The sequence below is a fragment of the Vibrio sagamiensis NBRC 104589 genome, assembly GCF_007990935.1.
Taxonomy (GTDB): domain Bacteria; phylum Pseudomonadota; class Gammaproteobacteria; order Enterobacterales; family Vibrionaceae; genus Vibrio; species Vibrio sagamiensis.
This window is the reverse complement of sequence record NZ_BJXJ01000089.1, coordinates 1-3,133: the sequence shown is the minus strand read 5'-3', so window position 1 is coordinate 3,133 and position 3,133 is coordinate 1. Positions and strand designations below refer to the sequence as shown.

Here is a 3,133-nt window from a genome sequence, read left to right as displayed (position 1 = left end):
GAACTCGTCAATATCTTCGGTATTTACGCATGAAAAGAGGTGCTCAATTAGGCACCTCATAAATATCTTCAATTTTTGCAACAAGCCACAAGCCCCTAAGAATAACTCAGTCAATCTTGGCTAAAGCAGGCATAAATCGCGTTAAAGCCTTTTCAGCGTTAACGGGCACCACATTCAATTGATCTGAAGAAGCATTAAGACCATACTGCTCACCACTTCCATCAATAAAGCGACTCAAGAGTTGCTCTCCTTCCCAATACCATTTCTGATTCATGGCAAAAGAGCATTGCTCAATGGAAAGAGATTTATCATCCTGAACGGTAAGACATAGATCATGCCCTGAGCGGCTTTTATAACGTTGATAATTATCCAGACCCCATGTTTGATTCCAGTTACCATTGCACTGCGATAAGAACACTTTCTCATTCTTTACCGTAAGGCATTTGTCATTACTTTCTAGTGTTTGTAAGTAAACATGTGCTTCTGGTTCAAATAGAGGATGCCCCCAATCAATGACTACATTAGCCTTAATTAAATAATGATGAGTATTGACTAGTTCTGCAGTGGCTTTTTGGTTAAAACCATCATAGCTAACATTGCCATAAATAATTTGTGGTGCGACGGAAACTGTAATTTCAAAATGCGTTGTACCAATTTCATCCGCAGGGGCTTCGTATATTAACTCCATTTTGGGATGAAAGTTTGCATAGGCAACAGGGTTAATCTTTTTTAGGTCATGGACAAAGCTGCTACCCCACAATACATCTTTCCATGAACAATCATAAAGCCCCTGGCCACCGAGCGTTGAGTTACAAAGATTGACATCATAAACGTATTTTACTTCAAACTTTGCATGATTGGTTAAATTAACAATCTTATAGTCACTAGTGTTATATACAATTGTCTTTTTATTGGTATAAGTATAAGAACCACTCACTTCAGGCGAAAACCTAGGTCCGGATTCACCAATATCTGCATTAATACTGCCATTAATACCAATAGTAAAACCCGTCGTATCTCGATGTTGATAGTTTTTATTTTCGTTTAATGGAAACTGTTTATAAATGGACGGAGTATAACCTGCGATAGGCTCTACAGAGATGCCATATTCTCTTGCAAAACCACCAATAAAGTCATCACGTTCCGTCCAACTCGTAAAACGAGTATGATCTTGAACAACTCTATCACTCACGTGTATGCCTGCTCCGGAGTTATCACCAACAATAAAACTGACATATTTTTTATTTTCTGTTGATTCACCATTAGCATTATTAAAAACAGAGCGCATTTGTGCAATCTCGAATCGAACATCGACTGACGCATTGGCATTACAGAGATCAACTTTTCCATAATCAGCTTTAAAGCTTTTATCAAAAACACACTCCAAACCATGCTTAGTAATATAAACCCCTTTTTTATATATGGGTATATAGGGTTCAGCAATGGCTTGGCTAAAAAAAAGAATATAAGAAATAAATACAAATGAAAGCAATGCCTTACTCATCTTCTTCACCTACTTTGGAAATCTTTGAAACCACATAAGCAATGCTTTTTCGTATCACATTTTTCTTATCTTCAATAGATATCGAAATGTTATAAAAACTACTATCGGTATTTTTTTTATTAAAAGCAATAAGTGGGGCGTCTAAGCCTAATTTAATTAACTGCTGAGACATAATCACTCTCTTTTCATTAAGCTCTATATCTGACATGTCCAGTAGTAAGCTATGACCATTTTCAATCTCTTTGTATACTGAGATTACATCAATAAATGAAATGTTATGTAGATTAACATAAAGTATATCTTCATCTTTCATTCTTCCCATATAAGTAGAATTAGATTCTTCGAAAGCGGGCCATGCATATTCTATCAATGAGCTAAATTCTCCAATCGTATATACATGCGCATTGGATACTCCTGATGATAGAAAAGAAATTAACAATAGGACATTTAAATTTATGAGATTCTTCACATTAACACTCAAATAAATAAAACATTAAATTGTAGCTTTAATATTACTCAAGCAAATAAACATTGTAAATAGTCACTAATTACTAGCTATTAACTCAATAAATAATTTAAAAGCTATTTGTTTATTTCAGTTTTATCTAAATGATTATAGTTTTAAAACAATGACAATGCATAAAGGGGTCTGTCACATCTCTAGTTATATTTGGTTTTTTTCGCAAACTGTTGGATACTCCGGCAGTTATTGTTGCAAAAAACTCACAGCCATCCCCAATGAACTCTTCAATATCTTTGGAGTTTACGCATAAAAAGAGGTGCTCAATTAGGCACCTCAGAAACATCCTCAATTTTTACAACAAGCTCCTGCGGAATCTCGGTTACATACGTTTCGTAATTCGAGTTAGGCTCATTTAAATAAGCCATTACTCTTATCATAAAAATTAATAAGTTTACTTAATTGCACCAATATAAGTTGGCGCAGGGGCATTTCCATAAATAGGTAAGGTTGCACAAGTTCCGGAACCTGGATAGTAGAAAATAGCTTTTTTATCATTGTTTTGGGTACTTTGTAGCATGCCGACCCACAAAGAGCATGTTACAGTATCTATTCCCTTCCAAGTTCCTTTGGTATTGCAAATGTAAGTAAAATCATCATGCCCACTATGCTTTATGTTTACAGAACCATTTCCATAAACGAGTACCCGCTCAACGGAAACCGTACAGCTAAAATCAGCAAATGAATAAAAAGGTATAAAAATAGAAATAAGAGCAACTAACTTTTTCATTTAAAGTCTCGTATTTTATTAAAAATAAAAATCTAAAAAATCTCAGAAATAAATTTTAATTTAATTAACGCATAAAAAATAATTTAATTATATATATTCTTTTACAATAAGGTGACATTTAACCTTTCTTATCCTTTAGCTATTACTAATAATATATTAACCAATAGAAATATGTTATATTGGTTGCTTGGAAATATAATCAGCTTATAAATAGGGGAAGTTAAATTTTCTATTCGTAGATTTTATATACTACCACTTTAAGTAAAAGGACACAATATATAGTAATACATTAATCCATAAATATACAACCGTCATTCCGCAGCCAATTTCAGAATTTAAACAATGTGATCCAGTGATCGTTGAGCTTGTTGCAAAAATT

3 protein-coding genes are annotated in these 3,133 nt (G+C 33.6%); all 3 read right to left on the bottom strand.

Features of this window, described 5'->3' with window-relative positions; translation table 11 throughout:
* Positions 1-106: 106 nt before the first annotated feature.
* The 3 genes from VSA01S_RS19370 to VSA01S_RS19360 all read right to left on the bottom strand — a co-directional run bounded on the left by VSA01S_RS19370 (position 107) and on the right by VSA01S_RS19360 (position 2,754).
* A complete protein-coding gene (locus VSA01S_RS19370) occupies positions 107-1,504 on the bottom strand; it encodes a leukocidin family pore-forming toxin (RefSeq protein ID WP_039979067.1) in 1,398 nt (465 codons plus the stop codon).
* The gene (locus VSA01S_RS19365) at positions 1,497-1,817 is read right to left on the bottom strand and encodes a hypothetical protein (protein ID WP_039979068.1); all 321 of its coding nucleotides are present in this window, start codon (positions 1,815-1,817) and stop codon (positions 1,497-1,499) included. The genes VSA01S_RS19370 and VSA01S_RS19365 overlap by 8 nt, the downstream gene beginning before the upstream one ends.
* A gap of 601 nt (positions 1,818-2,418) precedes the next feature.
* Positions 2,419-2,754, bottom strand: a complete 336-nt coding sequence (locus VSA01S_RS19360; protein WP_039983861.1) for a hypothetical protein — start codon at positions 2,752-2,754, stop codon at positions 2,419-2,421.
* Positions 2,755-3,133: the final 379 nt, after the last annotated feature.